The following is a 24,474-nucleotide window of genomic DNA, read 5'->3' as shown; positions in this document are numbered from 1 at the left end:
GGTTAGTTTGTAAATTCTACATATTTTAAAAGTGCTGCTCCGTATTTCAAGCTTACCTGTATATACATATTTTCGTCGAAGCCATAAGGTGGCGTTATTGTTCCCGTAGGGCCGTCTTGTGTTCCGTTTTCTCTTACTTTCTTAACGGTCATAATATCATCTATCCACTCTATGCGCAAAATATATCTTCTCGTACCGTCATTAAGCCAATAACTTCGAAAATCACTAATTCCCGTCGTTATTGCGCTATTGTTAGGTGTGTGCCTAAGCAAACCATAGCCACTGTTATAATCCATTTCAAAACCAAACTGCCTAACATCGTCTGAAGTCCTAACCATATATATATAATCTTTTTGACCTAAAGAGTGTGGATTATCGGAATCGGTAAAAGCTAAATCAATTCTAAAATTTTTAGTGAAATCAATAACTTGGTTCCAATTTGCTTCTTTGTATACATTAAGTTGATCTACCACCGAGGCTTTACCTTGTGCAAATTCAAAATCACCTGTCAAAACAGTCCAATCTGTAACATCTAAAGGTTGGAAAACATCACCTAAAACAACTGAGACAGCATTTATTTTTTTAGTTTCTGTACCATTATTCATAAATAGGTCAAAATCTCCCTCATTAGCACCTATATCTGCTGTAAATCTATATTCTCCTTGATTTTTAAAATTGGAAGATGTCCTAGTCTGACCTACTATACCTCCAAAACCTTCAGGCGTAAAAAAAGAACCCTTTACTATAAAATCCTGCGTAGTATTAGGGGTAACTCCTGAAGGTTCTATAGACTCTATAAATGGAGCTGGATAAATACTTAAACTATTCGATATTTGAGTAAAATAGATACCAGTTTTAATATTTTTAATCCTGATCTCATTAACATCTGCACCTTTATACGTTCCAACTTGATTTACAGTCCAACCTGCTGGAAACGTAGGCGCAAAATCACCAGTCAAGTAAATAAGAATTTCTTTAGTGTTTTTACCGGGCGCAGGAAGATCGCGTTCTGTAAATGTGGTATCTGCGGTCATTTCTAAATAGTAGGTGTCAACCAACCAGCTAATTTCAAAGTTCCCGGCAACTCCTGTATCTTCTATAAATCGCTCGATGCTGGAATTATGTAAACCGGTATTACCTGTCCATTTAGAAACGGTATCATTAGCTGAAATATTTGGCACAAGAGTTTTGCTATTTTCTGGATCTAAAACACCGTTTACTTTAGCTATACACCCATTAAATTGCATTAATTCATTGCCTTGAAATACATCTGGCGCAAAGTCTAAGAGTTTTGCCCCTGTAGGCACATCAAGATTTAGGGCTGAAAAAAATCTGTTTGTAAATTCTAAATTATCGCCTTCTTTAAATAGCGTACCAGTAGCCGCAAAGCTAAATAAGTTTAATCCGTTGATGTAAGCTCCGTTTGAAGTGCCGTGAAACGTAGCGCCGTCTTGACAACCATATAAACCTATATCATTCCAGTAATATTGGCGGTAGCCTCTTAGATCTCCTAAACTTTTACAACCGCTAAAGTTTACAGAAAGCAAGCGCATTTCGTGTGTGCCGTCAACGTCTGTAACATCAAATGCTTTTGCTCCGGTTCCCGTAGCTGCTATCTGTAAATTTTCAAGATCTATATTTCTACCATTACCGGAAGAAACAAAGCCAATACCATTGTTGCCGGTAACGCTTATCGTTGTATCGTTGTGACCTAGACCGGCCAACTTTTTTAAATTGTCAATACGTATGCGTTCTGTTGTACCATTGATCTCGATTGATTTCATTAATCTGTAAACTTTCGTTTCGTCTAAATCTTGATTAATGATTTGATCTTTACTTCTTACCTCTATAATTTCTGAAGGGCCAGCAACCACAGCACCAGAACCACCCGGCAGTTTGATTGGCTTATCTGCTCCCAAGTAGTAAACTCTGCCAAACAAATAATCATCAACAAACCGATTAATGCCCCAAATATCATTGTAGGTTAAATTTGGATCTTCAGCCCACAGGTTATTTTCAAAATCAAAACTAAAAATACGCGGAGCATCATACCCATTTCTTAGATCTAAAATGTACTCATTAAAGCCGGTGAAGTACACATCGCTAAAAAACGCGTTTGCTTGTGACAACGCCGAAAAACCAACTTGACCGCCGGTTTTAAAACGCTCCAGCTCTGGAGTATCATTTAAGTCAATGGTGAGTAGCGTTGCATCATCAAGATCATACGAGCCAAATTGAGAAGTCTTTACGCTAAACACATCACCAACGCGCTCAACTCTTAGTTTGCAATGATTACCTACCCAGCCATTGCCTTGACCTTCTATAATTGGCGCTAAATCTGTACCATCAATTATTGATATTTGCTGGCTTAAACCGTGTGTCTGGCTTTGGTTTCCGTTCTGGAAAAAGTTATAATATAACGCGTAAGTTATATTTCCCTGCCCGCTCAACTCATTCAAAACACGTATAACGCTGATTGTATATTCATACCCGGTTACAGGATCTTTTTGAAAAGCCATAACCAAGCCCAAATAATCATCGTCTGAACTTGTGCTACTTAGGGAAGCTTCAAGTATATAATTGGTATATGATTTAGGAGAAACAAAACCACTATACACCCCAAAATTTTGGGTTAAAAAGATACGATCATTAACAGGATCATAACCCCAAGCTTTTTTTTGATCTATAATATCTTGTGTTAATGGAGTACCACCAAAACCACCAGGATCTAAACCGGGATAATTAGGGGGAGAAGCAAGGGCAGCGTTTTTGCTACCGGAGTGGCTAAAAAATTGCCATTGGTTAAATACTTCAGCTAAACTAATTTCTTGTGTAGTCGCTTCTGTAAATTCTGCTTCGGTTTCTGTTACGATTCCACGCTTTAGCGTATAATCTGGCTCTACTTCATTGCCTTGTTTAATGTAATACGCCTGCCCGGCTAAACCTTTTGGGAGGCTGTTATCTGGTATTTCTGGTTTTGAATTATCAGAAATTAATAATATTTCAAAATCATCTACTGTTACCGGAGTACCACCCGCACCAATGGTTAATGGCGTGTCACCCTGCCAATAATATAAATGCGAATAGTCACCACTTTGCGCGGTGAAAAAATACATGGTATTTTCTTCTAACTGCCACGTATCACCAGAAGCATTAATAAAATCATAAACGGTTGTATCTTCTGTAAAACCAATATCGCCCAGCTCTATAATTTCACCGCCGTTTGCTTCTAGGTTTTGTATGATATCAGTTATTGAGGTGTAACCGGTATTATTAAAAATCTCTTGATTTAAAATGTTTTGTATCGTGGTTTCATTTACCACGGTAGTAGAATTTCCTGCTATTGGTCTGTTATTTGGCCCCGGCATATTAAAAAGTTTTAAAAGCTTTGGTTAGAAAATAAGCGGCAAAGCCCAGCGCAACAAAAGTGCCTACACTCAACCCTACAAGGCTGCCTCGGTTTTTTAAAATTGTTTTGACGTAATTTTGCGTTTCTTCAAATGGAGGTACAGCACCATACTTTTGTACATTACCTACCCCGGCGTTATAAGCGGCTAATGCCAGATCATATTTACCGCCTACATAAGATCTTTTTAATATCCACGCCATATAACGCGCCCAGCCGTCTATACTGCTATCGATATCGTTTACATCTACATTCCACTCTTTTGCGGTTGCTGGCATAAATTGAGCTATACCGGCAGCACCTACCGGACTTTTAGCGTATTGCTTAAAACGGCTTTCCTGCCATAATTGCCAATACCCAATTTTAGGATCAACGCCATATTTTTTGCCGTAATAATCAATTTTATTGCGTATTGCTTTGTATTCTGGATCTAAGGGGCTTGCCATAGTTATAGTGTTACTTTACGTGCGTTGTTTTTTGGTTTGACCGGTATTACTTCTTGCGGTTCGTCATTTCCGCTTAAGGCTATCAGGATGCTTATAACCCCTATACCTATACTGGCATAAGTGGCCCAGTCTGTTTTTTCTTTTTTCTTAGGTGCAGTAATTACAACAGGATCTAACTGGTTTACGTCTGGTTCTAATATTACCCGATCAGGTAAATTGTTGAACGTCATGGTGCGGGTTTGAAAACCTATAAACGAAATAGTTATTTGCTGGTTGCCGGTTGAAGCTTCTACGGTTGCAAAACCTTCATCGTCTGAAATAGTGCCTTTACCTTGCGCTGTTACAATATTTGCCCACGGTAGGGGATCACCAAAACTGTCTATTATTTTTATACGTTTTTGCATCTTAAAATACGTTAGGCAAAATTTGGCGCAACTTTGCAAACTCGCTGTTACTCAATTCTGCGGTTAACCACTCTGTTAGATCTAATTTTGAAAATCCTATAGATCCTTCTCCAGTTATAGGGTTATAGCTTTTTTTGCCAAAGGCTTCAAATACTTTCACATAATCATTATGAGACAATCCTCGTAATTCATTATAAACTGCTTCAGTATCTGTTCCGGGTAAACCCCAGCTATTAGCTTGAAAGGCATCATATAGTTTATTTGCTTTTAATTGAGCTTGTAAAACTGATAACGAACTAGGGGGTAATTTTAGATCTTCTTTTAATGTAGAACCTCCAGAAGAATTAGTAAAAGCATCACCTACAGTATTTACGCCTTGATTTACTTTATACAGCACATACCCACCAGCTGCAACCGCTAAAACAATTAAAAGCGTGTTAGGATTACTTTTAACAACTGTAACCGCACGTGTGGCGGTTTCTTCTACTTTAGATTTTTTTGCGGCTGCTTTTGCCATTATAAAAAGTTTTTTATGAGATTGAATTTTGTTACTAGAGCTTTACGCGCTTTTGGTTTTTCGGCCAGCTGGTGCAATTTGTCTAGTTCTTCATCAGTTAAATTATCTTGTAAATACTGAAGCTTTTTTGCTCTCTGATCTTCACTTATAGGATTAGAGGCCTTTACGGTGACTGTTTTAGCCATTGTGTTTGTTGATTAATTCGGTTAATTGGTTTAAAAATTCTTGATTACCAGCGTTTATAGTTGTTGCTACGGCATAAACTACTTGACATAAATCGTCATTTACAACCGGGTTTTTTAAGTACCCTAAAAGCGCTGTTTTGGTTTGACTATAGTTTTCAGCTGGAGCATTAAGCGGCTGGGCTGCATTCGCACCAGGCATAAACTTCATTAGAGCTGGGCCAAAAGTGTTAGCTAAAGTAATTAGCTGCTCTTGTCTGGCTTGTGCTGCGGCCTCGTCTTTTTTATCCTCTTTTAGATCTTCGTACTTATCTAATAAAGCATCATACTTCAATTGTAATTGATCTAGCTGCGCCTTATACATCTGGCCTATTCGCGCCTCTGAACTTAAGTTCATTACATCGCTAAACCCTAAGCCGGGGATTCCTAAGCCCGGAAAAGAGGCAGCCTGTGGCGTAGCGCCGTTAGGACTGTTTTGCGGTGTTACTGGGCTGCCGTTTTCCATAGGGGTATTGTTATTTGATTTTGAACCAATTTTTGCGAATAAAGGGCCTTTTCGATTATTCCAACCGGAGGCGGTTTTTGTCACCCATTTAACCCATATATGAGAATGACCAGACTTAGCTAGGTTTGCAAAATAATTACTTACAGATCCAGCCTCTTGAATAGCTTTATTTTTGGAAATTGATTTTACAAATTCTTCATTCTCGCCATAGTCACCCACATCAAAGTAGCGGTTGTCTGCCGCTTCTATCCACTTAATAAGTTCGTTTAGATTCTTCATTTTAATTACAGTCCTTTTTTGCGCCGTATGTTACCAGCACTAATTTTTGAGTTTCGGCAGAATCAAATTCAATCTCTACCGAACCACTTACTTCGTGATGTGATACACCAGCAAAGAATATTTCTTTTGGCTCATACAAGCGATTGAAAATAAAAACGGGTTTTGTGCTACGGTTTTCAAACCGTGCATCAATCCAGTTGTTCATTTCAACCTTTTCATTTTGCTTTACGATTTTACTACCGATTACCGTTAACATGATACACCGGGTATTAAAGTGCCGTTAGGGCCTTGTTGCATTACTGGAGCCTTCCAGATCTCAAAAGCTACCTCGATCTCCATTGCTGCCGCCGGAGCGCTAGAGGTGCGTATTTTCACATCTACGGTAGAGCCACCGTTATAATTTAAAAGTCTCCCACGTTGTTGAAACGTACCTAGCTGGCCATCCCAAAAGGGTAAAGACAACGGCGCGTGTATTTCAGAACCGTTAACATCAAGACCTAAGCGCACAAGCTTTGTGTGGCTTCCGCTTGCGGTTGCAGCTGCAAAAATTTGCTCACCTTCATTGATACTAATAGAACCGTCTGCGCTGGTTTCTCCAGCGGCCAGTACTACACGTATGGTTTTAATTTCTGGTTTATTCATTTTATTGTGATTTATGGAATAGAAAAAACGCCTTGCCTTCCTAGTGAAAGCAAGGCGTTTTATTTATTAACCAGATTATTAATTTAGATTTTTGCTACAGTCTTTTGACCTAATAGGCGAACCTCCATATAGTTAGAGTTATCCGCTCCCGGCGCTGGCAATGCTACACCTTTAGGGAATACTATTTTGATTTCAATAGCTTCATCATCTTTCAGATAACGCAAGCTTGGTAGCTCAAAATAATAGTCTGAAGGTCTTGTCGTTGCTTCACCTTTTTGAAAGTTTGCAATTGGCTCATTAAGTACTTCACGGCCGTTTTGACGAATAAGAATGTTAGCATTTCTAACCGCTGCCGGTAGATCTGCGGCATAAGTTTGACCGGCTGCACCTGAAGCTGTTGTACCTTCAGCATAACCTACGGCTACACCGTGAAAGATAAAGGCTTGATTTTTAGGCAAGCTGGTAGACTTAATAGAACTAACACCGTCTATTTTGTCTGTCTGCTCGTCTATAAAATCATAGATGCTTGAAGCTCCCGTAATATCCTTACGCACAAAATGCGTAGAAGGGTCAACGGTTACATTTTGGTTTTTAACTTTAGCGTTAAGATCTGCACTAAGCTTGTCACTACCGCCTAACATCATTAAGAAGGCTACTGCGATATCAAATAATTGTAAATTTTTCATTTTTGTATTTTCTTTTAAAGGTTTTGATTAAAGGCTACCGCCTGTTTTTGTTATGCGGCAAAACCGCCTTTATCAACTTGATAATTTTGCTCTGCATCACTCCATGTTGTGTCAAGAGTTTGCACGTTAAGTTCTGGGTAATCTAGCGGAGCGTTTAATGCAAAATCTCTGCTACCGTCACAAGGACACGCAAGACCAATAGCGCCATACATCGCCTTATCTAGCGTAGTAGCATCTGCCTTAACGGTTACTTGATTTTTCAGCTCGTCAGTTACTAGCATATAACTAGCCCTTGCAGCTGCACCGGCACTAAGCATCTTAAGTGCTGTAGTGGTAGTGTCTGTTGAAGGTAGGAGCGCTGCCCCTGCCGCACCCGCGCCGGCTGTGCCAACGCGCGCAATTGTTCGCTTGTCTGTAGGCACGGCTGCATCTATCGCGCCGGAAGCCATAAAACCAACCATTAAAGACCCTACAATTACGAGGCTCTCAACACCGGTTTTTTTGTTCAACTTTCTTGTTTTCATTTGAATTTATTTAGGTTTAAAAATTAAATGCTTATTGATCTGAAGGCTTTTTTTCATCCTTCTTTTTTGGCTTCGGTTTGGTTTCGCCGGTTGTAACGGTTGTGCTATTACTGTTAAGTATATAACCACCTACTGCCGCACCGATTAACCACCACCACCAGCGATTAGGTTTTTTGCCGTCTGCGATATCTTTAACATCGTCTGTAAGATTATTTACAAGACTTTGCGAGCCGTCAGGAACTTGATTATTTGAACCAGAACCGCTATTTGAATTAGATCCCGCCCCAGAACCAGAACCGCCGTTGCTAGATCCTGTATTTGTATAAGTAGGCTGTGGCTTACCTTCGCCTTTTGTAAACTCTGTCGTTGTTACAATTACAGGAGGAAGCTCTTTAACTGGGCCTACATTAACCTCATAAGGCTTTTGAGCTGTAGCAACATTTACGGCAAAGGCTTGAAATTTTGCAATACTGGTTTGATTTTGCCAGTTATACACTTCAATGCCTTGCGTGGTATTGCTCGCTGTAACTTGTGTAGGCTTTAATTCAATTGAGCCGCCCGCGGTTTTAACCGCGTTCGAAAGACCTGTAGCCAACCAATTTGCATACGTTGTAACAATTGCTTTTTTACCTTGATATTTAGCCTGCTCTAACCCTATGGTACGGCCAGCCATAAAACAGTAATATTGGCGCGCAATATGCAGCTCTACAATAATTTTATTAACGCTTGCAACGTGCGCTTGTGCCTTAAGTTCACCTAAATTCATAGGAGCGCTTAACTGGCTCAATTTACCGGCTACCCAATCATTTAATTTTTGAATGTAGAATTTTGCTACATATGCGGTAACATCTACATTAAACTGGGGCGAAAAATCATAAAAATGAGGTAAACCTATTTCGTATAAAGCCTTAATGTATAGGCCTTTATTCATTCCTGGTAACTTACCTATTAAACCTAATATCGAGTATTTTATAGTCGCTCGGTCTGCCTGAAGGGTTTTAGTGTCTATTGGTTTTACCGTAGTAGGTACGGGGTTTACGGTAGTCACAGGTGTTGTTGTAGGTTTTACAGTACCTGTATTAACAGAACCACCAGAGCCGCCACCACCAATCCACTCACCGCTAGTACTAGGGTTAGAATCACTTTGTATAAATGCTGCTTCGCGGTTTAAATACATTACTTCTTAGTTTTTGACGGGGTTGCTTTTTTACTTGTTGAAGGGGATGCACTTTTATTTTTATTAAGCTGCGTGTATGCAAGACCGGCACCGGCAGCAACTAATAAGATCATACCCATATTTAAACCGCCCGCTGTTTTATTAGGATCTACAGATCCCGTATTTGTACCCGGTGTATAATTGCCGGTAGTAGTAGGGTAGTTTGTGCTACCTCCGTTAGAACCACCATAATCGCCAGAACCATTAGAGGCGGGTAGATCTTTAGAAGGGTTCAACTGGTCTTTTAGTGATTGAGGCACGGTGAATTTATAACCCTTCCAAGTCGCGAAGTTGTTTTTCTTTGCCCAGCTTGTTAACTCTGATGCTGATTTGTAACGCTCGTTAGAATCTGCAAAGGTGAAAGATCCTGTTATAGTTGCAGGTACTTCAGTAACAATTATACCAGCGCCTCTAAGTTTTTGAATAGTTTCGTTAATAACTTTGTTGTACAGGTCTTTAGCTAAATCAATCATCGCTTGATTTGCTAATCTTGTACTTTTTGCTTTACTGTGATTGTCTCTTAAGTAAGCTCTAAAATCTTGTACAACCTCTAAATAAATCTTTGTGTTTGTAAGGGCTTGCTCCGGATTACTGGCAAACTCATTAAGCATTTTTTTAACGTGAGGTACTGTATATTGCGCAAACTCTGCCTTTATTTTTTCTGGAGAAGATGAAGCGCCCCAACTTGACAAACCATATTGAGTAACAAGCTTAAAATTTTCTGCTATATTAAGCCCTTCAAGAATACCACTCATTAGACCCGCGCCGTCACCAGCACCACCACTGGAACCGGCAGCTTGACTAATTATGCCAATAGTAACAGGATCAAAACCTAAACCCGGTCTTTTTAAACCAGAAGGGAAAAACGGTATTTCTTTAGAACCTACAACTATGCTGCTTTGATTAATAGCAAAGTTTGGATCTTCACCGGCATTAACATACTTTAGCGCCTCTGCTTGTACGAGCTTCATTTGCGATTGTGGCACACCGGCCATTATCAGCACATTTAATAAATCTGTTAGATCTCGCATAAGCGTACTAACGGCAACGCCATTTAAACCGCGAGAATAACCGCGCTTTTTAGCGGCGGTGCGGCGGTGGGTTGCTGGGGCTGATAATCCTTGATGTAACATTAGCGTATCGTGTTTCTTAATAAATTGAACCTCTGTGTTTTGGTGGCGTGTACCGTCTATGACAAATACTTTTTCATTGGCTAATTTTTTTATTTTTTGATTTTCTGGAATGACAACGTAAACGTGTGTGTACTGATCTGGATAATAACCCGGCTGGCTCACTTGTCTAATACTATGCTGTATGCCTAGATTAGTAAGTATAGAACTGGCGAAAATGCTAAAAGTCTTACAGTCTGCACCCGTCTTGCGGGTGGCCCAAGTACATCCCGGGGATTTTAAGTTTTGCATGTCGCCGTCAGCTCTATACTGTATGTGATCGTATAAGAAGCGGTAAATCTTGTTTGCCGTGTCTGCTAAGCTGTTACCCTTTAAGAGCGGCGCAAGATTTACCGTCTGATCTTTATGCTGGTTTACCCACTTATGCATGTGCTTCACAGTTGTAAACGTGTCGCCAGCTGCTAGTGTGGTAACTTTACAGTTAGTGCCTTTTATATACCTATCGTATTGTTTGCCGCTCTGTAACGGGCGGTAAAGACCTGCACTTAAAAAATCTACATCTGTACTCATTCACTAAAAAATCAAAAATTTCAATGATCTTGGTAACAAAGATTAGAATGTATTTAAGAAAGCCTTAACGTTAAGTGTTGATTAAGGGAGTATGGCGGTTGCGGGCGGTAATTAGCGGATTTTAGTGGCGTTTAGCTGACATTAGGCCACAAAAAAAGCCCCAAAATTGGGGCTTGATATTTTATAAAAAAAATCTTAATCAAGTTTAGAAAATGAATTTTCACTAATGTAGGTGACTAGTTTATCTACAATATGTTCTTTTAGAGTGTTGACTTCTCGCTTATTAGGCGTTATTTGTTTTTCTGTAATGTAAGTCACTAAATGACACCTTGCTTGACTAGCTTCTTTGTTATTTTTCTTTAAAAGCATTTCATCCTCGATTTCAAAGGAAAACGAGTCTTTTCTACCAGTAGAAGTCATCATAACAACAATGTACATTTCATCCTGATTATAAACTTCTTCATTAGAAATTATAATTGCAGGATGCTCTTTTGTTTCACCTACAGAATAAGGTAAATCAAAATAAACCATTATAATGTCACCTCTATTAAATGGCATTATTGTTTAAGTATCGGGCGTTCATATTTCGCACACCATCGATAAGGTCTTTATCAGTTTTAATAACAGGAGCATTGCGGTATACTATGCGATGACAACGGGCCTCAATTTTATATAGAAGCTTTAATAAATATTTATATTTAATTTTTGTTTCGGCAGAGTTTTTAAATAAATAACGCAAAGCCATTGTGTTTTCGAGCTTTATAACGTCTTCTATAACATCTTTTGTTCCTAATAAAGTCTCTTTAGCTTGTTCAGGAGTTAAATCATTAATATGATCTAAACTACCTTCAAGGGATAAGATTATACCATCTATACGGTTGAACCATTTATCTAGGCTTCTTTTATAATAAAACTCTAAAAAGCGGTAGAAAGGTTTTAATAACTGAACCTTAAATGGAAATGAACCAAAATTCAAACGCGGCCCCCTAATTACAGGAGCTGTTAAATCTGGTATGTTAATTTGTAGGAACATTTATATATGAAAATTGGTATATAGTAATGTCGTAAAATCTGCGTAAACTTTACTCAATTTAACGCTATTTAACGCTCTCAGTATGTAAACATATGCTTACATATTGACGCAAACGTACTTAATTGTGTTCAATAGTACACAACACAATGCAATAATTTCGCCAAACTACACAGTTAAAGTTGGTTAAACATAAAAAAAAGCCCCATTTAAGGGGCTTAATTAATGAATTATGTAGGGAGCGCTTGATTTAATTAACTTGCAAAATAGGTTTTGAACCTTCTTTTTGCAACGCTTTAAGCTTGCGGCTTAACTCTCTGGCCCTATAAATATGGGCACGGTCTTGCGTTGTTAGATCGCCGCTGTCATTAAATAATGCCAGATCTAGTGTAGCGTTTAAACTTTTTCTAATGTCTGGAGCGTCTAAGTGACTACAGAAGTTAATTAACTCAACTTGTGCCGGTGTTAACGTCTGCGGCTTGACTTTGATAACTTTTTGATTTAGCATAATCCAAAAAATTGTAAGCGAAGCAACCCGATTAGGTGTGCTAAAACATTCTAGGAATGGATTGCCATACCTTATAGGTACACAGCTTTCGCTATGCGGCCACCACTGGGCTGCTTCTTATCTATAAATATGTAAATTAGGATTTCTCCTAAAATGTTTTAGCGACATAAACTTACAATTATTTTTTAAAATGCTTAAAGTGTGGTTTTTAGATTGCTGATAACTTGTTATATAAAACCGCCTGTAAAATTAGGCGGTTTTTTTAAGATACTACTTAACTTACCGGCTTTAATTCGTGACCGGGTCTTAGTTCGTCACGCCATTTTTTTGCCTCTATTAAGGCTTGACGGTAACTAGGCGCTGTAAAATTCTTTTTGTAGATTGATTTTTCAATCTGAAATTTATAGGTTTTATCTGCCACTGTACTAGATATTTAATTACCCCGCTTTACATCCGGTGCGGGTTTGCCGGTTTTCATTTACTATATATTATAAATTAGGCCCAGCGTTAACCGGGGCGGTTAATTAACAAACGTCGCCAGTTTTAGAAGGCACTTTGTTAGGTTCTACATCGCCGTGATTTTTCTTAATGTAATCTTTGGCTTTTTGTGTTCCGTTGCTGTCGCTGTCTATAGCATCATTTACGGGTGGTTTACCGTCTGACATAATTAAAAGTATTAAGCGGCTCTTAATCCGGTGAGCCGTTAACCGGTTTGCTATTTCCAAAGGTTTAAAATCACTAGTCCTGTAGTTGCTTGGTATCTAAATTTGCGGCCGGGTAGATCTGTAGCCAGTTCTAAATTAGGGCGAAGGCTTAGGGCCAGCTTGCTGTTTAAATAATACCTTAGATCTAAGTTTGCACCTATAAACCAGCTACCAGCAGCGGTGCGGCCGGTACGCTCACGGAGAATAAAACCACCCTCTAGGCTGGGTATTAGATCTATCTTGCGAGCCATTTTAAAACTAGCGCCATAGCCCATAAAGTAGCTTTGATACCATTGCGGCAAGTTTACCCACTCATACCCGGCAAAGGCATAACCGCGCCACTTATGATATAGTTTGTCTTGATATTCTACCAGAACCAGAAGGTTAGGAGTAGGGCCGTGAATGGTGTACTGGTTATTGCTGCCAAAGGCTAATATTTTTGCATCTGTACTCATCAGCACATTGCCGCCCTGCTGAGCCGCGGCGGTGAAGCAGCAAAAAAGAACGAGTATTTTAAATAGGTTTTTCATACTATTTCGGTTTGAATAGAGTAGCCGTATTTATCTCTAAGTTTAGCGGCATATTTATTATTAAGATCTCCAGACCACGGAATAAATACTGCTTTGCTTTTAGAGCAAACCCGTACACCTGCTTTTTTAAGCCGGCGGTGGAGGTAATATTTATACTCCCAATTTGTCACTAGTCCTGTAATTCTTTAGCTTTTGCTATGTGGTTTTTAAGGCCGTTACTTGCTTTAATAAATGCCTTAAGATGCAAGAGCTGGTTATATCTAAAAAGTGTTTTATCTGCGCCGGCATCGTCTGAAGCATCTATTTTTATGCGGTGTTCTGTATGCAAAAATTTAAGTTCTGCATCTATATCCTGCGGCTCAATTGTTACCGCTTGATCTAAAACGCGGTTTACATTTTCAATCAATTTTTTAAGGTCTGTTTTCATATCAAAAAAGGTTTATACCGCGCTTGCTTAGTTTGGCTTTTAGATCTTCTATTAATTCATTGTAATTGTCTGGCTTCCTATAACCGCGCGGCCATTCTAGTACTTGCGTGAGTATTAAAAATTCTTCATATCGTACTGTACGGAACCGGCGTTTAAAACCTGTAGCGCTGCCGGCTCTCATCTTTTGAGCAATTGCATTGATTTCTACCGGTACGGTTTCGCGATTGAGGTAGCTGTACATACGGTTAAGAACTGTTTTTGTAAGTTCTCGTGGTACGGGGCGTAAGGGATCATTATTTTGCATCTTTGCTATTTTTTATGGTTAAACCTTTGGCTATAACTTTGCTAATCGCATCTTTTCTGTTTTTGCCCCAGCTGGAGACAAAACCCAACTCATTAGTATTAACATGAAACTCTCTTAAACCAGATTTTTTAAAGGCTTTAATTATTTCAGGATTTTGCCGCTTATCACTCACCAGATCTAAATAAGCGGGACGGTGTTTTTTCACATACCATAAGGCTATCAAGCGCAATAAAAAGACAAGAATTAATAGAGCGGCTATAACTATCGCTAAGGCTGTGTACAGATTATTTAAGTTCAGTTTTTCCATAATTTAGTTGTCTTTATTTTTTTTATAAGCGGCGTATGCTAACGCCAGAACTGTTACAAGCGCGGTTAAACCCACGACTATAGCAAACAGAATTAAACAGGCTATAAATTCATCTTTAGGTGTGATGAAAAAAGGTAAACCAGCGGCAGCCGCACCGCCGGTATTACCAACCTCCAAATTATGAGCCTTCAATTTCTTTTTAATTTTTGCAGCGTAGAACAACCACATATTGTTGATTTTTTCTTTATAGCCTATCATCCATTTGCCGTTGTGATCTCTCACCGTTTCAGATATATACAAGTCTTTACCTAACCGTACCTTACCGTTAATATTTACCGCTATTCGTGTTGAATAGGCTATGTGAAATGGGTAGATCTCAATACCGTTTAACTGGCATAATTCGCGGGCTTCTGTGACTTTAATTTTTTCCATATCTCAAATTTTAAAAGGGTACATCGTCTTTATCATCGTCTGCCAAATCATCAACTTGATTGTCTGGTAAACGGTTGCCGGGATCTAGGTCTTTAGGAGCGGCAGCACCTAGCCGTACCGTTGGGCTATCTGGTGTTTGCACGTATAAACAGGAAACCGTTTTGCCTTCACTTTGTACGTGATGTTTACAATGGCCCTGATTGTTCAAACTGGCTTTTGGATTTAAGGTGTAACTGTGAATACTACACCACACATCAAGCAGTTTTTTAAAGCGCTGGTTGCTGCCTTTAATTCCGTTTGCTTGTGCAGATTTATAGGCGTGTTCACGAACGACCAGAATGTTTTTGCGATCTTCAAAATAGAGGTCTGCCCAATCGCTAAAGGCATCGCCAATGGTAGCCTTAGCATTACGCTTTTTAACGTTACCCATAGGCGGGTTAATCTTTTCCTGAACGCTCATTTGAAACTGGCAAGCTTGCGCACAAAAGGCAAAAAAGCCGTTCCATTGCTGGGTGTCAAAATCACGCCATAGATCAAAACCCAGATCTTTGTTAACCGTAAATTCGTCTAGCATATCAGCCTCGTTGCCTACGTGGTAATAATCACTATAAACGGTATAGAGTAGGCGGCGGGTGGTACTCTCATTAAATCCATAAATGCCAAAGTTTGATGTGATAATAAGCTTCGGACTGTCTTTGTATTTGATGCTTACCGAACTGGTGAATTTTGCATTTACCGGAAACTCACCAGTAATAGGAGCGTAGAGTTTTCTAAATGGAAAATGACTGTCTAGATCGTCAAAGATTACTGCTTTAGTTTCTTTAGTAACTCCGTCAAATAAGAACTTTTCTTTAGCGCCTTCTTGATCTCCACCATTGATATATTTATAATACGGGCTTTCTATAAAAACCTGTTCTAACGCTTTGTGCCACGTTAATGATTTACCGGTACCGCCGTTGCTGTCGCTTACATCACTTACGCGATCATCCATTGCATAAATAGACCACGCTTTACTATCCTGTTTGTAATTGTGTATAGCAAAACCAAAGGCAAAAATGCGGTTAACCAAATGCAGTTTTTGTTCTGCGATCTGATCTGCAGTTAAACCTTCTTCAGCAATGTTGTATTTGTTTGCTTCACGGTATGCGTCACGCTCTGCCCAGATAGCGGCTACTTTTGCATCATAATCATCAGTATCTTTATCAAGCTTGCCTATTTTTTCTACAAACGGCTTATGACCGCAAATCTGCCAATGCACGCGGGCGGTATTAATGAGGTAATTAAAAAAGGGGTTATCTGTCTTAAGTATCTTAATATCCCACGAGTTTCTGGTTTTATAAATTTTGAAAATAGGCGCGGTATCTAAATGTATATCGCGGTCAATGATTTGATTTTCCCAGACAAAAACATCTTCACTACCGTATTTGTGGGTTTTGATTTCGTTAGGGGTTACCTCCCAATATTGATTTTTAAAGAAAAAACATTGCCGCTCCGGGCCGTTGTGGTTGCTAAAGTCAAAATCTCTAATCGCAAGATCAGTAGCCAGCTTGGTATCTTTTAACTGTGCAGATCTGTGTGCGTAGTTAAGGAGGCTGATTTCACCCTTTTTACGTTGTCTAATAAATTCAGCGGGAAACTGTTTAATTTCTTTAGGATAGATCTTAGAAATGATATTATCCTGTACGCGTACAAAGTAGAAAGGATCTTTTAAGCTTTCGTCTTTATATTGATAAAAGCCGTTGTAATTTAAAAATCGTAACACCGCCTCATTGTTGATGTCATAGCCTTTAAAACTTCCTTTTGCAGTATATTTTGAATCCCAGAAACGGGCGGGCAGCGCATCGTTAATGAGCTTTTTAAATTGGGTGTTGAGTAGTTCTGGTTGACTTTCTTTATAGACCGCTTTGCAATAGTCTGTAAGGTCTTTTTGAGCGGTACCGCGGTACTTCAACTTTTTAAGCCATTGCGGAAGGTGTACTATGTGAAGATCTATATATTGAAGCGCGATTTTAACGGTTTCCTTTACTCCGGTAGCATCCAGATCACCTACATAACATAGCTTTTTGCAACGGTTGCGTAAAAAAGTATAATCCTCCCAACTAAGCGGCTGGGTCTCGCTGTTTTTCCAAACTACGGGGTAACCTAATGAAGCCGCATTAAGAGCATCGCGGTCACCGCCGGCGATAATGATAACATCAGCGCGCGGGTCGTTGTCTGGGTCGTACTCGTCTTTATTATGCTCGTTAATGTAGTCGGGTAGCGGCTCATAATCAAATTCAATATTGCTTTTTCCAAATAGAAAATTATCTGGCTTGTTACCTGCATAGCGAAAACGGTAGCCTTTATCTTTATTAAGGGGCTGATAGATCTTTTGCCATTCTTCACCTTTTTTGCCCTGCTCAAAAACAAGAATAGGGTAGGTTTCACTAGCGCGGGTAATGATCTGCATTTTTTTACCGGCATACTTGCTTGGCTGGCCGTCGCGGGTTTTATGATCTGCCGGGTATTGCTTTATCTGTATAAAATACTTGCAGCTCTTCAGCCTAAAATCATTAGCGATCGCATTGGTCACCTTTGGTCCTAAAATGGCCAGCTCATAATCAGAAAGCTTGGGATTGTATTTAAAGAAATAGTCGCCGTTCTTTTGGTTTTTGGTAGCCGGTTTCATTTCAATTTCAGCCGCACTAAAATTCCCTTCAAGTCCTTCTATATTAAAAGTATCTGCTATCCATTTGCAAGCTTCATAAAAAGCAAGACCGGTTTCTTTGATCACGAGATCAAATGGGGTCATATCATCACCACCACCAAAATGCTTAATGATATATAAACCCTCGCGGGTCTCAAATATGATCGCGCTGGCGTGATCTTCGGTAGCATCTTTAGTTTTAAAATGCGGGAATTTACCATAACCGCCCTTGCGGTCAGCTTCCGGGTAAAAATGTAAGATGATGTCTAAACCACCGTTTGTAGCTTCAAGTAATTTAGATTTATCAAATTTATATTGGCTCATAAATATATGGGGTCAATCACGGTAATGTTAGCGGCACGAGCCGCATTGCGGTTTTCTGTAGCTTGTATAATACGGTCGCGGTAATACGCTCTTAATATTTTGCTCTGTTTTATACTCAACTGAATGTTTCCTAAGCTGTTGAGTTGCTTTTTTGCGACTGTAATCTGGCGTGTATAAAATGCGGGAGACCTCATACTACCAGCAAACTAATGGGTGAGTGGCAAGCCGGGTATTTAACGGTATGACTAGAAGCAACAATGACTTTAGGCTTGCGATCTAAAAAAGATAGCGGCTTATTGATCTGGCTTAGATGTTCTGCCGCCGGCGTATTAAATTTACTAGAGCCGTGTACCGTAAACCGGTCTTTAGGGATGCCCCAATCTGTAGTAGGATCTGTAAAAAAAGCTACTTCTTTCGCCGTAAAATAGTCATTAAGGGTAAAAGGCTTTTTAAGGGTGAAAAGCACGTAGGGGCTAGGCATTTTAAGGCGAAAGTTGTCGCGTAGCATCTTTTTATCAGAATCATCAATATTGCAGTTAAGGCTAATATTGTGGAAGCAATCTATTTTTGTAGTGTGGTATAACCAGTAAACATTTAACCAGCGGTTGCGTAAGCGGCGGCAGGTAACAAAAGCGAAGTAGCCGGCGGTTATAATTGCAAGCACGGTAAATGTGATGCAAACAACACTAAATAACGGAGGTGTATAAGTAATAGTCATAATCTGGAATTTTGAAGGATTATTGTATCAGCTCTGGAGTTTCTATATCTACTCTCTCAACTTCTACTAAACCATTATCAGAGAAATAGCACTTAAGAAGATCTACACGGCGGGCTATGTAGGGAGCGGCTAAGACTTTTAAATCGCCTTCTGAAGCATCATTAAGCGTTATCAAAACCCGAGGAGTTTCTAAAACATTAGGTCTTCTAAACTTGCTATTAACACGCAAATAAGGCTGTGTAAAAATCTCTAATACACGATCTAAGTCTTTAATCTGTACATCATCAACTATGATAACATCGTTATCAGCCTCTAACCCGTCTAAAAAAAAGGTTTCTCTTAAAAAATCAGAATCTGCGACGCGGTAAAAAGGTCTTTTAAAAGCAAGCTTCATAATTTTTGCGGCATAGGTTTTACTGCTGTTTTCTGGGCCTGTAAGGATCTTAATGTTTTTTTCAAAGGGTTTCATAATCTGAAATTTTATAGGTGAGTATTTATTTACTAGGAGAGGAAGCGGCACGGGCTTTTTGGAGAGCAGCATTTTTCTGAATTATCTGATCTCTTAGTTCATATAAGGCCAGTTCTATATCAATATTTTCACGCTTACCGTGTAAAACCATATTTATCATTTGATTGCTGAATGGTTTTTCTTTTTCAGGATTTATACCATTGGCTTTCAGGATTCTGTTAACTGCTGGAGCATAAGGTTTTCCTAAAATTTCCTGTAATACTTTACTTTCTTTGGCACTTATCATATTTTAGCATTGTTACAGCTAGTTTAGCTTTTATTTTACTTTGTTACAGTGTGTTTTTGTTTGTTACAGGGTAAAAGTATAAAATAATTACATCGAAACAATGTGTTTATACCTGTTTCAGTGTGTTAAAATTTATATATACTTGAAATTCAAAGAATTACGTAAGAAAAAAGATTTTAGTCAAGAGCAAATGGCTGAATATTTAGGCCTTTCACCCTCAGCCTATCAATCACAAGAGTATGAAACTGCTAAGCCGCGTGGTACTTTAGTAAAGCTTACTCGTTTATTATTTTGGAAGGAGTTAAACATTCCTAGGGAAGAGATTTTAAATGAATTAAGGCTAAATGATTTAGTAGAGGAACAGCCAGCAGAATATGCAGAGAAACTTGCTCGTTTGGAATTTTTAGAAGGTGAGTTAAAAAAATCGAATGAGCGTGAAGAGATCTACCAAATGACTATAAGAGCCTTACAGGATCGTCAACCAAATAAAGAGTAAACTATGCCAATAACTGAAGCAGGAAATAATAGAGATAAGAGCTATTTTGATTTAACCTTTCAAGAGAAAGCAGAGGAAGTTTATAATTCTCTAGTTGAAATTCAAAATAATCACAAAGTGAGTATTGAGGAAGCAGCGTTAATTTTTGAACTGGTGATAAAAAAGGATATGCAATTATCTAGTTACTACGACGGAGTATTTAATGATTCTAATTTCAATCAGCTTTTAAAAAAATTGAATAGTATTGATGAGAGTTTAGAACAGATTTCAAGCGAGATACAAGACAAATGATGTTATGACTATCACACACATAAATTATCGCCCGGGAGAAAACTTTGACGCCATTGTCGAGTTAATCAAATCTATGCCGCCGCTGGGGATAATTAATGCGTGTGATCAAGCCAACGTAGAAACGCCTAAATCTATAGGTGATCTTTGCTACTTAAAAGATAAAAAGGGCAACTACTACTTAGCCCGTTATTTTGACTATCAAGACCCCGAGCCTTTTTTAATTCTTACCGATTATACACCGCCGCAAGAAGGCTGGGAAGATTATTAATTTGTGGCTATTATATTTTCAAACTACAATCTTAAAGCGGTACGCAAGATCTTTGCGGCCGTAGACCATAATACAATATTAAATTTTTGCGACTCAAACAATCTGCCGCGGCCCCAACGGCCCAGCGATCTATGTTTAGAGTATGAAAATGAACGGTTTTACCTATGCCGGGTAAGAACGGGTTTTGCTGTGCGGATTATTGAAATTAACGACAATGTGATGGGCATAGAGATCCCGGCTGAAGGCTGGGTCTTAAAGAAACCTACCGTATAATATTTATTTCTTTTTCTAGGTTACGGAAATCAGTAAATCAGTTGGTTAGGATTGTTTTATATTTAGGGGTTGTAAGTGAATTAATTAAAAGTGTAAACTTCAATTAGCAATTATAAAACAAGAAATTAATGAAAAATAAAAATAAAAATTGTAAAGTAGATATTGTTTCTGTCTATTTAAATCATAAAGATAATTCTTATTATCAACCTTCATTTGAGGAGATTATTACTGATGAGGAGATTAATAATCAAGAGTTAAACTTTAAAGGTAAGACAATTAGTTTTTCAATTCTTGAGAACAACGATAATTTTATAATTGGTTTCTTGACAAGTTCGATTGATAAGGATTTACCAGCAAAGATCAATAAAAACACTAAGGAAATCTCATCATTAGATGTCGCTCCAGAGGAGAGTCTTGTATTTGGAAGTGTATTATTATACTCAAAAGATATGAATGCGCTATTTTACGAAGTAAACAGAGATACAATCTATTTAGACGGTTTTAAGCATTTTATTTATGAGTGTTATAATAAGTCAGAAATGCTTAAAGAAATTACACTATTTGATCTTAAGTTCAACACCATATTTAGGAAGAATGAATATGAAAGAGCTCTTAAAATGGATATTTATAAAGGTTTTAGAGTACGCATCCACCAACCTAAAAAATTGCTGGCTGAAATCAAGAATTTAGAATCATCTATAGATAAAAAAGTAGAATCGGAATTTATATCAGATATTGAAAATGCATCAGCATTGAATAGCGATTCAGCCGAAATATTTTATGATGTAAAAAAACCAAAAACCTCAGGAGGTCTAACCAAAGATCATGTAGAGTCAATGATCAAAAATTTAAGATCAATTCTAAAATATGGTCAAATAAGAGATAAAGTTGATATTGTCGAGGTAAAGGGGTATACAGTAGCTGAATCAAGGAGTATAACACCAATTGATTTAATAGGAGATGTTTATTCATCTAAATTCAAGTTAGATGTGCCCCGCCTAAACAAAAATGTTCAGAAAAAAGAAAGAAGAAAGAAGATAATTGAAGTATATAACAAAGAGAAGCCGATTCTAAAAGATTTTATATGATTTCTGACGATAATAAACGAGCAATTAGAAATAGGAGCATCGAAAGGATAGGAGGGTTTCTTATTCGCTGCCTAATTTTAATACTAACTTTTGCTTTATCTTACTTATTTGATATAACGTATAATGAAGATACAAGCCTTTTCATAGATAAAGTAATAGATGTATGCTCTATCTTTTTTGGGGTCTTTGTTGGTAGTATATACTTGTTTAAAAAGTTGAAGGAGTCTTATAAAGACTTTATTAGGTTTAGTAAATCCCTATTAATACAAAACTTACTTCTAATATTTCTATCTTTCTTTATAATCATTTACAATGATAAATTCCCTTCGGACATTGTAATTTGCGAAGATTGGATTTTGAAACCAAAAGTCATACTATTTTCTGGATATGTTAGTTTCTTCACCTTAAGCCTATGGAATATTGTGAGATTTATCATTATGATCAGTCAAATGTTGGAAAGTAATAAAGAATGATCCCCAGTTCAAACTTGTATTGAGTGACATATCTTTGTCTATGAAAAATCTTGAAAAACCTTACTACTTGCAATGATTCAACTTGAAAATAATTCTGAAAGTTTGAGAAGTATTTCACAAATATTTACAGCTCCAAGCTTTAGAAAGATTTTAATTGATAATGATTATAATGTTATGGATGATAGAGTTTCAAAATTTCTATCTAAAGAAGGGCATTATAATCGTGAAGAAGTTTTGCACTTTCTTTATAAGTTTCTCTATAAGAATTACCGCTCAGAATACTTTTATAAAAATACCTTATTAAATAAAATCTTGTTAGGAAAGTATAGCACGAATACATCTACAGCCTTTGATGAGTTTAAAATAGGTTTTTCAATAGCAGATTTTGTCTTGTTAAACGGAGAAGCAAAGGTTTATGAGGTTAAAACAGAGTTAGATAGTTTGGACAAACTCGACAAACAGCTAAGTGACTATTCCAAGTTTGCAGATAAAATTCACATAGTTACAAATGTCAAATTTTTGCCAGAATTGATTGATAAATATAGAGGGACTAAAGTGGGTTTAATTGAATTGACTGAACGAAATACACTCAGAACTGTACTTGAAGCTAAGCCTAACTATGAAGAATTTGATCACGAGACAATTTTTAAAACCCTTAGAAAAAAAGAGTATTTAAGCATAACACAAAGTACATTCGGTTATGTTCCGGATGTTCCTAACACATTAATTTTTCAATCCTGCTTAGAATTATTAAAAAAACTACCAGTACGAGATTTTCAAAGAAGAGTTGTTAAGGAGTTGAAAAAGAGAAAGTTAAGGTGTCCAAATAAGCTGACATCTAAATCAACACCTTATGAGTTGAAATATCTCTGCCATTCTTTGGATCTGGAAGAGAAGCAATATGATGATTTACAAGTATTCTTAAACCAAACTTAATAAATATGTACTATCCATTTTTACGAGGAAAACAATTTGAAATTCTAGCAGTCAAAGAACTTAGCGGTAATGTTTTAAATAAAAGTGAAAAAATTTCACCAATATTTGAACTCGTTAAGATTTCACCATCGCTAAAGAATGCTCTTCCAATTCTTGTTAAAAATGGAATTAACTTCAATCTTATAATTAATCCACGAGAGGGATCTCTGATTGGGAATTACACTGAAATAATAGATTTTATATCTAAATATCTCGGTCATTATCAAAACTATCAAATAGCAATTATAATTGATAACAAGACTCAACTGAGAACAATTGTCGAGCTGTTGTTGAAATCAAAATGTACCAATAGAATTTCATTAATTCATAATAGAAGTCAAGATAATATTGACCGTATACTAGAATATCTAAATTCAAATTTTGAGATTATCAGTCACATAATTAATGTCGACAATATTAGAGAAAGATATTTTTTGAATTTTAATAAATCTTCTATTGTGACTTTAAAGGATAGCTTCATTTCACAAATAAAAAATTCAGAATATTTGAAAGTTGGTGAAAGTGAATTTTCTGAAGAGCATTTGTATTTCGAGAAAGAAAACCTAAAAGGCTTTTCGGATTTTCTTACGATAGGAGATAAATATATGAAAGGAGGTTTTTCACCTTATGCAGTAGCAATACATATATCATATGTATATAATGAAAAAGTGCGGGTCAAACACTTTGTGTCAGATTCAAATACTGATAATACTAACGTAGCAGGTAAATATAGCGAAGCATTAGAGAAGTTGATAGCATGGGAGAATCAATATAATCTAAATACTATAGCTATGAAGCAATTCAAAGAGTACTATCGAGAACAACATTACCCAGGCTTAGGGACTATCAAAAAACTCTCAATAATGAATCATCTAGAAGTGATTGATAGACTTTTATAGAGAATTCATTGTTACTTTTCTTATATGACCGTACAGGTTTTCTCAAATAATTAGAAATCTTACAAAAAAACGAAAAATACAAAAAATACAAAGCGGGTTTATGATTTTGTAAGATTGTAACTAATTGATATTTAATTATTTAAAACTGAATAATACAAAAATATACTTTATTCCCTTCTTTTTAATTTAATAAGTAAAGTAAATAAGTAGTATATATATAAAGAGACGGCACCTCCTGTATTTAAAGGGCTAACCGCGTATAGAGGTTTATTATCGCATTTTTTAGCTTTAAGCTTTAACACTTTTTAACAAAGAAAAAGCAGACCCCTTAATATATTTGATACTAAATTTTGACTATTCAACGAGGGGGTGACGGGGAGTTAAAAAGGGATGTCGAGAACCTTTAGTATAAACGCATTCCCCCGGTAGGGGAAAGCTTTAATAAGGTCTCGCTGCCGCTCGCTCATTTTCATTTGCCC

At 37.4% G+C, this 24,474-nt stretch carries 33 protein-coding genes; 6 read left to right on the top strand and 27 right to left on the bottom strand.

Going from position 1 to position 24,474, the window contains the following annotated elements; all coding sequences use genetic code 11:
- Nucleotides 1-2: 2 nt before the first annotated feature.
- The 27 genes from DSM02_RS04280 to DSM02_RS04160 form a co-directional block, all read right to left on the bottom strand.
- Nucleotides 3-3,368, bottom strand: a complete 3,366-nt coding sequence (locus DSM02_RS04280) for a hypothetical protein (protein WP_128764509.1) — start codon at nt 3,366-3,368, stop codon at nt 3-5.
- Nucleotide 3,369: 1 nt separating this feature from the next.
- A complete protein-coding gene (locus tag DSM02_RS04275; protein ID WP_128764508.1) occupies nt 3,370-3,852 on the bottom strand; it encodes a lytic transglycosylase domain-containing protein in 483 nt (160 codons plus the stop codon).
- A 2-nt stretch (nt 3,853-3,854) separates the two neighbouring features.
- Nucleotides 3,855-4,256 carry a carboxypeptidase-like regulatory domain-containing protein gene (locus DSM02_RS04270; RefSeq protein WP_128764507.1) on the bottom strand — a complete coding sequence of 134 codons (402 nt, stop codon included), beginning with the start codon at nt 4,254-4,256 and terminating at the stop codon, nt 3,855-3,857.
- Nucleotide 4,257: 1 nt separating this feature from the next.
- Nucleotides 4,258-4,773, bottom strand: a complete 516-nt coding sequence (locus DSM02_RS04265) for a hypothetical protein (RefSeq protein ID WP_128764506.1) — start codon at nt 4,771-4,773, stop codon at nt 4,258-4,260.
- On the bottom strand, nt 4,773-4,958 hold the full coding sequence (locus tag DSM02_RS04260; RefSeq protein WP_128764505.1) for a hypothetical protein: 186 nt from the start codon (nt 4,956-4,958) through the stop codon (nt 4,773-4,775). The genes DSM02_RS04265 and DSM02_RS04260 overlap by 1 nt, the downstream gene beginning before the upstream one ends.
- Nucleotides 4,951-5,739 (bottom strand): hypothetical protein, encoded by a 789-nt coding sequence (locus DSM02_RS04255; protein ID WP_128764504.1) that lies wholly within the window; start codon nt 5,737-5,739, stop codon nt 4,951-4,953. The genes DSM02_RS04260 and DSM02_RS04255 overlap by 8 nt, the downstream gene beginning before the upstream one ends.
- 1 nt (nt 5,740) lies before the next feature.
- Nucleotides 5,741-5,995, bottom strand: a complete 255-nt coding sequence (locus DSM02_RS04250; RefSeq protein WP_164918233.1) for a hypothetical protein — start codon at nt 5,993-5,995, stop codon at nt 5,741-5,743.
- The gene (locus DSM02_RS04245) at nt 5,989-6,381 is read right to left on the bottom strand and encodes a hypothetical protein (RefSeq protein WP_128764502.1); all 393 of its coding nucleotides are present in this window, start codon (nt 6,379-6,381) and stop codon (nt 5,989-5,991) included. The genes DSM02_RS04250 and DSM02_RS04245 overlap by 7 nt, the downstream gene beginning before the upstream one ends.
- An 83-nt stretch (nt 6,382-6,464) precedes the next feature.
- On the bottom strand, nt 6,465-7,067 hold the full coding sequence (locus DSM02_RS04240; RefSeq protein ID WP_128764501.1) for a hypothetical protein: 603 nt from the start codon (nt 7,065-7,067) through the stop codon (nt 6,465-6,467).
- A 50-nt stretch (nt 7,068-7,117) separates the two neighbouring features.
- Nucleotides 7,118-7,591, bottom strand: a complete 474-nt coding sequence (locus DSM02_RS04235; protein WP_128764500.1) for a hypothetical protein — start codon at nt 7,589-7,591, stop codon at nt 7,118-7,120.
- Between the two features lie 31 nt (nt 7,592-7,622).
- Nucleotides 7,623-8,768, bottom strand: coding sequence for a hypothetical protein (locus DSM02_RS04230; RefSeq protein ID WP_128764499.1), 1,146 nt, complete (start codon nt 8,766-8,768; stop codon nt 7,623-7,625).
- On the bottom strand, nt 8,768-10,507 hold the full coding sequence (locus DSM02_RS04225) for a hypothetical protein (protein ID WP_128764498.1): 1,740 nt from the start codon (nt 10,505-10,507) through the stop codon (nt 8,768-8,770). The genes DSM02_RS04230 and DSM02_RS04225 overlap by 1 nt, the downstream gene beginning before the upstream one ends.
- 195 nt (nt 10,508-10,702) lie before the next feature.
- A complete protein-coding gene (locus DSM02_RS04220) occupies nt 10,703-11,065 on the bottom strand; it encodes a type II toxin-antitoxin system PemK/MazF family toxin (RefSeq protein WP_128764497.1) in 363 nt (120 codons plus the stop codon).
- Nucleotides 11,055-11,540: a hypothetical protein gene (locus DSM02_RS04215; RefSeq protein WP_128764496.1), complete on the bottom strand. Its 486-nt coding sequence runs from the start codon at nt 11,538-11,540 to the stop codon at nt 11,055-11,057. Before DSM02_RS04215 ends, DSM02_RS04220 begins: the two co-directional genes overlap by 11 nt.
- Nucleotides 11,541-11,787: 247 nt before the next feature.
- A complete protein-coding gene (locus DSM02_RS04210) occupies nt 11,788-12,045 on the bottom strand; it encodes a hypothetical protein (RefSeq protein ID WP_128764495.1) in 258 nt (85 codons plus the stop codon).
- Between the two features lie 274 nt (nt 12,046-12,319).
- Nucleotides 12,320-12,466 (bottom strand): hypothetical protein, encoded by a 147-nt coding sequence (locus DSM02_RS20305; protein WP_164918232.1) that lies wholly within the window; start codon nt 12,464-12,466, stop codon nt 12,320-12,322.
- Between the two features lie 103 nt (nt 12,467-12,569).
- Complete coding sequence (locus DSM02_RS20300) at nt 12,570-12,710, bottom strand: hypothetical protein (protein WP_164918231.1); 141 nt, start codon at nt 12,708-12,710, stop codon at nt 12,570-12,572.
- Nucleotides 12,711-12,760: 50 nt separating this feature from the next.
- Nucleotides 12,761-13,279 (bottom strand): hypothetical protein, encoded by a 519-nt coding sequence (locus DSM02_RS04205; RefSeq protein ID WP_128764494.1) that lies wholly within the window; start codon nt 13,277-13,279, stop codon nt 12,761-12,763.
- A 169-nt stretch (nt 13,280-13,448) separates the two neighbouring features.
- Nucleotides 13,449-13,706 carry a hypothetical protein gene (locus DSM02_RS04200; RefSeq protein ID WP_128764493.1) on the bottom strand — a complete coding sequence of 86 codons (258 nt, stop codon included), beginning with the start codon at nt 13,704-13,706 and terminating at the stop codon, nt 13,449-13,451.
- Between the two features lies 1 nt (nt 13,707).
- On the bottom strand, nt 13,708-14,010 hold the full coding sequence (locus DSM02_RS04195) for a hypothetical protein (protein ID WP_128764492.1): 303 nt from the start codon (nt 14,008-14,010) through the stop codon (nt 13,708-13,710).
- A complete protein-coding gene (locus DSM02_RS04190) occupies nt 14,000-14,317 on the bottom strand; it encodes a hypothetical protein (protein WP_128764491.1) in 318 nt (105 codons plus the stop codon). Before DSM02_RS04190 ends, DSM02_RS04195 begins: the two co-directional genes overlap by 11 nt.
- A gap of 3 nt (nt 14,318-14,320) precedes the next feature.
- Nucleotides 14,321-14,749, bottom strand: a complete 429-nt coding sequence (locus DSM02_RS04185) for a hypothetical protein (protein ID WP_128764490.1) — start codon at nt 14,747-14,749, stop codon at nt 14,321-14,323.
- A 10-nt stretch (nt 14,750-14,759) separates the two neighbouring features.
- Complete coding sequence (locus DSM02_RS04180) at nt 14,760-17,759, bottom strand: hypothetical protein (protein WP_128764489.1); 3,000 nt, start codon at nt 17,757-17,759, stop codon at nt 14,760-14,762.
- Nucleotides 17,756-17,953 carry a hypothetical protein gene (locus DSM02_RS04175; protein WP_128764488.1) on the bottom strand — a complete coding sequence of 66 codons (198 nt, stop codon included), beginning with the start codon at nt 17,951-17,953 and terminating at the stop codon, nt 17,756-17,758. The genes DSM02_RS04180 and DSM02_RS04175 overlap by 4 nt, the downstream gene beginning before the upstream one ends.
- On the bottom strand, nt 17,950-18,477 hold the full coding sequence (locus DSM02_RS04170) for a hypothetical protein (protein ID WP_128764487.1): 528 nt from the start codon (nt 18,475-18,477) through the stop codon (nt 17,950-17,952). The genes DSM02_RS04175 and DSM02_RS04170 overlap by 4 nt, the downstream gene beginning before the upstream one ends.
- Before the next feature lie 19 nt (nt 18,478-18,496).
- Nucleotides 18,497-18,946 (bottom strand): hypothetical protein, encoded by a 450-nt coding sequence (locus DSM02_RS04165; protein ID WP_128764486.1) that lies wholly within the window; start codon nt 18,944-18,946, stop codon nt 18,497-18,499.
- Nucleotides 18,947-18,971: 25 nt separating this feature from the next.
- On the bottom strand, nt 18,972-19,232 hold the full coding sequence (locus DSM02_RS04160; RefSeq protein ID WP_128764485.1) for a hypothetical protein: 261 nt from the start codon (nt 19,230-19,232) through the stop codon (nt 18,972-18,974).
- A 142-nt stretch (nt 19,233-19,374) separates the two neighbouring features.
- On the opposite strand from DSM02_RS04160, the gene DSM02_RS04155 reads away from it, so the two are divergent.
- The 6 genes from DSM02_RS04155 to DSM02_RS04130 all read left to right on the top strand — a co-directional run bounded on the left by DSM02_RS04155 (nt 19,375) and on the right by DSM02_RS04130 (nt 23,995).
- The gene (locus DSM02_RS04155) at nt 19,375-19,728 is read left to right on the top strand and encodes a helix-turn-helix domain-containing protein (RefSeq protein WP_164918230.1); all 354 of its coding nucleotides are present in this window, start codon (nt 19,375-19,377) and stop codon (nt 19,726-19,728) included.
- Between the two features lie 3 nt (nt 19,729-19,731).
- Nucleotides 19,732-20,019, top strand: coding sequence for a hypothetical protein (locus tag DSM02_RS04150; RefSeq protein WP_128764483.1), 288 nt, complete (start codon nt 19,732-19,734; stop codon nt 20,017-20,019).
- Nucleotides 20,020-20,023: 4 nt separating this feature from the next.
- Complete coding sequence (locus DSM02_RS04145) at nt 20,024-20,287, top strand: hypothetical protein (protein ID WP_128764482.1); 264 nt, start codon at nt 20,024-20,026, stop codon at nt 20,285-20,287.
- A gap of 401 nt (nt 20,288-20,688) precedes the next feature.
- The gene (locus tag DSM02_RS04140) at nt 20,689-21,648 is read left to right on the top strand and encodes a hypothetical protein (RefSeq protein ID WP_128764481.1); all 960 of its coding nucleotides are present in this window, start codon (nt 20,689-20,691) and stop codon (nt 21,646-21,648) included.
- 545 nt (nt 21,649-22,193) lie between these two features.
- A complete protein-coding gene (locus DSM02_RS04135; protein WP_128764480.1) occupies nt 22,194-23,057 on the top strand; it encodes a sce7726 family protein in 864 nt (287 codons plus the stop codon).
- A gap of 5 nt (nt 23,058-23,062) precedes the next feature.
- Nucleotides 23,063-23,995, top strand: a complete 933-nt coding sequence (locus DSM02_RS04130) for a sce7725 family protein (protein WP_128764479.1) — start codon at nt 23,063-23,065, stop codon at nt 23,993-23,995.
- Nucleotides 23,996-24,474 lie beyond the last annotated feature (479 nt).

This window comes from Leeuwenhoekiella polynyae (genome assembly GCF_004104075.1).
Lineage (GTDB): Bacteria > Bacteroidota > Bacteroidia > Flavobacteriales > Flavobacteriaceae > Leeuwenhoekiella > Leeuwenhoekiella polynyae.
The sequence above is the reverse complement of the archived record's forward strand: the minus strand, read 5'-3'. Positions and strand labels throughout refer to the sequence as shown.